The 4,518-nt window shown below is 67.1% G+C and carries 5 protein-coding genes and 1 pseudogene; 3 read left to right on the top strand and 3 right to left on the bottom strand.

Translation table 11 applies throughout. The annotated features are described in order from the left end of the window. Positions 1-400: 400 nt before the first annotated feature. Together ACWC5O_RS45080 and ACWC5O_RS45075 are read right to left on the bottom strand one after the other, a co-directional pair. The gene (locus ACWC5O_RS45080) at positions 401-1,387 is read right to left on the bottom strand and encodes an aldo/keto reductase (RefSeq protein WP_450592367.1); all 987 of its coding nucleotides are present in this window, start codon (positions 1,385-1,387) and stop codon (positions 401-403) included. A 58-nt stretch (positions 1,388-1,445) separates the two neighbouring features. Beyond that, a pseudogene (locus ACWC5O_RS45075) lies at positions 1,446-1,980 on the bottom strand (aldo/keto reductase); the annotation flags it as partial. A 46-nt stretch (positions 1,981-2,026) separates the two neighbouring features. Between ACWC5O_RS45075 and ACWC5O_RS45070 the strand changes: the two are divergent. Continuing rightward, positions 2,027-2,293 (top strand): MmyB family transcriptional regulator, encoded by a 267-nt coding sequence (locus ACWC5O_RS45070; RefSeq protein ID WP_450592366.1) that lies wholly within the window; start codon positions 2,027-2,029, stop codon positions 2,291-2,293. Positions 2,294-2,372: 79 nt separating this feature from the next. Continuing rightward, positions 2,373-2,627, top strand: coding sequence for a hypothetical protein (locus ACWC5O_RS45065; protein WP_450592365.1), 255 nt, complete (start codon positions 2,373-2,375; stop codon positions 2,625-2,627). Between the two features lie 387 nt (positions 2,628-3,014). Here ACWC5O_RS45065 and ACWC5O_RS45060 read toward each other — a convergent pair whose 3' ends face one another. Continuing rightward, on the bottom strand, positions 3,015-3,356 hold the full coding sequence (locus ACWC5O_RS45060) for a helix-turn-helix domain-containing protein (RefSeq protein ID WP_450592363.1): 342 nt from the start codon (positions 3,354-3,356) through the stop codon (positions 3,015-3,017). A gap of 641 nt (positions 3,357-3,997) precedes the next feature. Between ACWC5O_RS45060 and ACWC5O_RS45055 the strand changes: the two genes are divergently transcribed. Further along, on the top strand, positions 3,998-4,372 hold the full coding sequence (locus tag ACWC5O_RS45055) for a hypothetical protein (RefSeq protein WP_031172494.1): 375 nt from the start codon (positions 3,998-4,000) through the stop codon (positions 4,370-4,372). The last annotated feature ends 146 nt before the right edge of the window (positions 4,373-4,518 follow it).

Genomic DNA, 4,518 nt, shown 5'->3' with positions numbered 1-4,518 from the left:
ACCTGCGGGGCCCCTGAGGCTTCCGCTCATCCCGAATCTCGAAGTCCATCGCATCCCCTGAGCTGGGGTGTTGCGACGACCACTAGAACGGAAGCCTGACCTGGGGGCTTCGCATGGAGCGGGTGACGAGAATCGAACTCGCGCTCTCAGCTTGGGAAGCGACGGCGCTTGGGTAGTTGCAGGGCGTTGACCTGCGGAAACCCGATGGGCTGGCGCTGTTGCACGCGCCTGATCGCACCCCTGCTGACCGTGGTTGTCCGCTGCGAAGGGCACGCCAAGGGCACGGATGACGTGGAGCGTCGGATCAAGCCGGGATGCCAGCCCTGCCGCTCGGTCAGCGAACAATGCGCGGCGGCGGTCCCGGTAGCGAAGATCGTGCCGAGCCGTCCGGCGGTCAGGTTCAGCGGTTGATCCACCGCGGCATGTTTTCGGGGTAGCGGTCCCCGCTGACATCGATCTGGTCGGCTGTCTCGGTGATCTCGTCCACATCCTCCTGGGGGAGCACGATGTCGACCGCGCCAGCGTTCTCCTGCAGACGGCTGATCTTCGTCGTGCCGGGGATCGGCACGATCCAGGGGTGCTGGGCCAGCAGCCAGGCCAGCGCGATCTGTGCGGTGGTGGTGCCCTTGCGTGCGGCGACGGCCGACAGCAGGTCGACAAGGTCCTGGTTGGCTGCACGGGCCTGCTCGGTGAACCGCGGGAGGCTGCCTCGCAGGTCGGTGTCGCTGAAGGAGGTCGCACTGGTGATCGCACCGGTCAAGAAGCCTTTGCCGAGCGGGCTGAAGGGGACGAAGCCGATGCCGAGTTCGAGCAGCGTGGGCTGGATCCGCTCTTCGGGCTCGCGCCACCACAGGGAGTACTCGCTTTGGAGCGCCGTGACCGGCTGCACGGCGTGGGCGCGGCGAATGGTGTCCACTCCGGCTTCGGACAGGCCGAAGCGCTTGACCTTGCCTGCCTCGATGAGCCTCTTCACGGTGCCGGCGACCTCTTCGATCGGCACGTCGGGGTCGACGCGGTGCTGGTAGAGCAGGTCGATGCTGTCCACGCCCAACCGGCGCAGCGAGTCCTCGACGGTCGCCCGGATGTGCTCGGGACGGCTGTTCAGGCCGGTGGCTCGGGAGCCGTCGAAGGAGAAGCCGAACTTGGTGGCGACGACGACCTCGTCGCGCACGGGTGCCAGGGCCTTGCCGACGAGTTCCTCGTTACTGAACGGGCCGTAGATCTGGGCGGTGTCGAAGAAGGTGATGCCCTGGTCGAAGGCGGCGCGGATGAGGGCGATGCCGTCTTTGTCATCGACTGCCGGGCCGTAACCGTGGCTGAGCCCCATGCAGCCCAGCCCGATCGCGGAGACTTCCAGTCCGCTGTTGCCGAGGGTGCGGGTGATCAATGCTCTTCTCCTCATGACGTGCGGGACGTGGTTCCGGCGCGGACCGGGAGCGCAGGTTTCAGTCCACGCGGTGCTTCGCGAGCCAGTTGACCTGCTCCGGATCGCGGTGGTCGAAGAACAGGGAAGCGCCGTGTCCAGGTGGCGATCGATGCCATCTGCTCGTCGGCCAGCTCGAAGTCGAAGACGTCGATGTTCTCCGCCATGCGCTCGGGACGTACGGACTTCGGGATCGCGACGACGCCGCGCTGGGTGAGCCAGCGCAGCACGACCTGCGCCACGGACTTGCCGTGCTGCCGGCCGATCTCGCTCAGCAGCGGGTTCGTGAACAGGTTGTTCTTGCCTTCGGCGAACCCGCCCCAGGACTGGATCTGGATGCCGTGCTCGCGCATCAGCTCCTGTTCGGCGGCCCGCTGGAAGAACGGGTGGACCTCGATCTGGTTGACCGCGGGCGCGATCTCGTTGTTCAGGACGAGGTCGAGGAGCCGGTCGGGGTAGAAGTTGGAGACGCCGATCGCCTTGGCCCGGCCCTCGCGGTTGAGGCTCTCCATGGCGCGCCATTGGCCGTAGACGTCGCCGTAGGGCTGGTGCATCAGGGCCACGCACAGCCCCGAGTTCCGTACATGGTGGGCGGGCCACACCGTGACCGTCCACGCAGCCGGAACAAAAGCGATCCGCCACCCCGTCGTCGGCGAACTCACCGTCGCCTACGAGACCCTGACCCTGGGCTCCGCCCCCGACGTGCGCATCGTCACCTACCTCGCCGACCCGGGCACCCCCTCGGCCGACGCCCTCGACCTGCTCCGCAGCTGGACCGCCACCACACGCTCGTCCACCGAGGCCGAGCACCTCTCGCCCCACGCGCCCGCCCGCGAACAGCCCGGACAACGTCACACCCCGAAGCCGTAGGCGTTGCTCGGCCTGGCAGCTGTGATTCTTCCCCCGCGCCTTTGGGCGGAAGTGGCGCAAGGCGTAAGAGATCGTCGGCATGCCGGACAACAACAAGGCCCAGGTCTCCGACCCGGGCCTCGACCTGGAGCGAAAAGATTGCGATGCACACTGCGAAGCACCAGGTCAGTGGCACCCTCTGATGCTGGGAACGTTGCGCATATGGCTACCGCCCAACACCCATGCCCTCCGCGTGCCCAATCTTCGTGCGCCTGGCGGGCTGAAACTGCTGGAGAACCCTGGCCAAAACACCAGCCCCAGGCTGCTGACCTGGGGCTTCAAGAAGAGCGGGTGACGAGAATCGAACTCGCGCCATCAGCTTGGGAAGCGACGGCGCTTGGGCGGTCGCATGGCGGCTGACCTGCGGGGATGGGGGACGCCTGTGCCGTTGCACGGGCCGGTTGGTACCGCTGATGACCCTGGTTGTCCGCTCTTATGGGCACGCTGTGGGCACGGCGTCGAAGGACGCCGGCCGAAGCGCTTGCGTGAGCGGGCTCTGCGCTTGGCGCCGTTGTCTCCGTCGACCAGCCCGGGGACCCTTGGCGAGTGCACAGCCCTTCCGGCGGGTGCGCCCCCGGAGGCGAAGGCGGCGTCGGTTTCGTAGCAGCGGATCGGCGACTTTCCGGCCGTGTTCTCCTTCGGCCGGCAGACGGCGTTCCGGATACGGCCCGAGCCCGCGTGTTCAGCCGGAGCCGGCACTGCCCGCCGATTCGCTGGCGGCACGGCGGTATTCGGCGTTGATGCGCTGCGCTTCCTCGAGCTGGTCCTCGAGGATGACGATGCGGCACGCGGCCTCGATCGGAGTCCCCTTGTCGACGAGCTCGCGGGCGCGCGCGGCGATCCGCAGTTGGTAGCGGGAGTACCGGCGATGTCCTCCCTCCGAGCGGAGCGGAGTGATGAGACGAGCTTCACCGATGGCCCGGAGGAAGGCCGGGGTGGTGCCGAGCATCTCGGCTGCCCGGCCCATCGTGTACGCGGGGTAGTCGTCGTCCAGACGATCATTCAGGGGGTTGTCCGATGTCATGTCACCTCGCTGTGCACGCGTCGAAGGGCCCTGGTGCCGTACGGCACCAGGGCCCCGAAGGAAATTGAACACCATCTGTCGGCCCTACTGCTGTGCCGACCTTCTGTTTCCGCTACCCGGCCCGGCAGAGGGGGGTGCGGGGGGATCGCAGCTGCTTGACCGGGGACCACCATCCATTCCGGGGTCTTGCGGTACCCGGGCCGAGTGCTTCTCGGGCCGGGCGATCCTGATGGCGTCTGCTCCTCCGTTCCTCTCTGGACCAACCACTGATTGAACCGGTACCGCTGTTGGCAGCTCCTCGGCGTGCGAGCCGCCCAGTGCGGCTCTCAGTCCCGTCACCGTTCTGGGAACACTCTGGCTTCGAGGCTCGAGAGCCGCACTGACCTGCGTACTTCGTATTCAGCCACCCGCCAGTTCGTGTCTGGCGGGTCTCGTTCGACCGTGTCTACGAGAAGAAGCGTACCCACGTCAGGGACGAAAATCTACTCATGCAAAAGTAGATTTCACCCCTTCTGGTGGAGGAAGAAGCCTGCCGTGACCGGGCCGCACCGGTTGGCGGAAGCCGCCTCCTGCCGAGCGCGCAACTGCTTCAGCCCCACGGGCGGTTCCTGATACGGGTGGGCCGAATAAGCTGTGCTGTCATGTCGAACCCTGATGAGCTGCTCGTCGCCATCTCCGCCGCGGTGGAGTCCGAGCGAAGCAATCAGATGTCGCTGACCGTGGTCGTCGGCGGCGCCGTCATCACCGGCCGGCTGGCTCCGGAGGCCGTGTGGAGGGAGCGGGTGGCGGAGGTCCTGAAGGACTCGGACCGTCTCGGCCCCTTCTCGGACGTCTTTGCGCGCGGTCCGCGAGGGAACCGGCCCGGTCGCGGCGAGGCGCCCACGCATCTGCACTTTCATCTCGCCCGGATCCTGCAGGGCAGCCTCGGCATTCCGGAGACGGGCGGCATGTACCGAGTCGCGATCAAGGACGTCAGCGCATGGACCGTAGGAGATCTCATCCACTTCGACCGGTGAGACGCTGCCTCCGCCCCGTTGCCCGGCCGGCGCTTTCCGAGTGGACGGCGACATAGCGGTGGCTTGGACGGGCCGACGTCGACGGCCATCTGCGCGTACACGGAGTTCACCGACAGGTCGGTGGCCTTGCGTACGGTGATGTCGCC

Source organism: Streptomyces sp. NPDC001450 (assembly GCF_053597295.1).
Note: the sequence above shows the minus strand (reverse complement) of the source record. Positions and strands in the feature narration are given on the sequence as shown.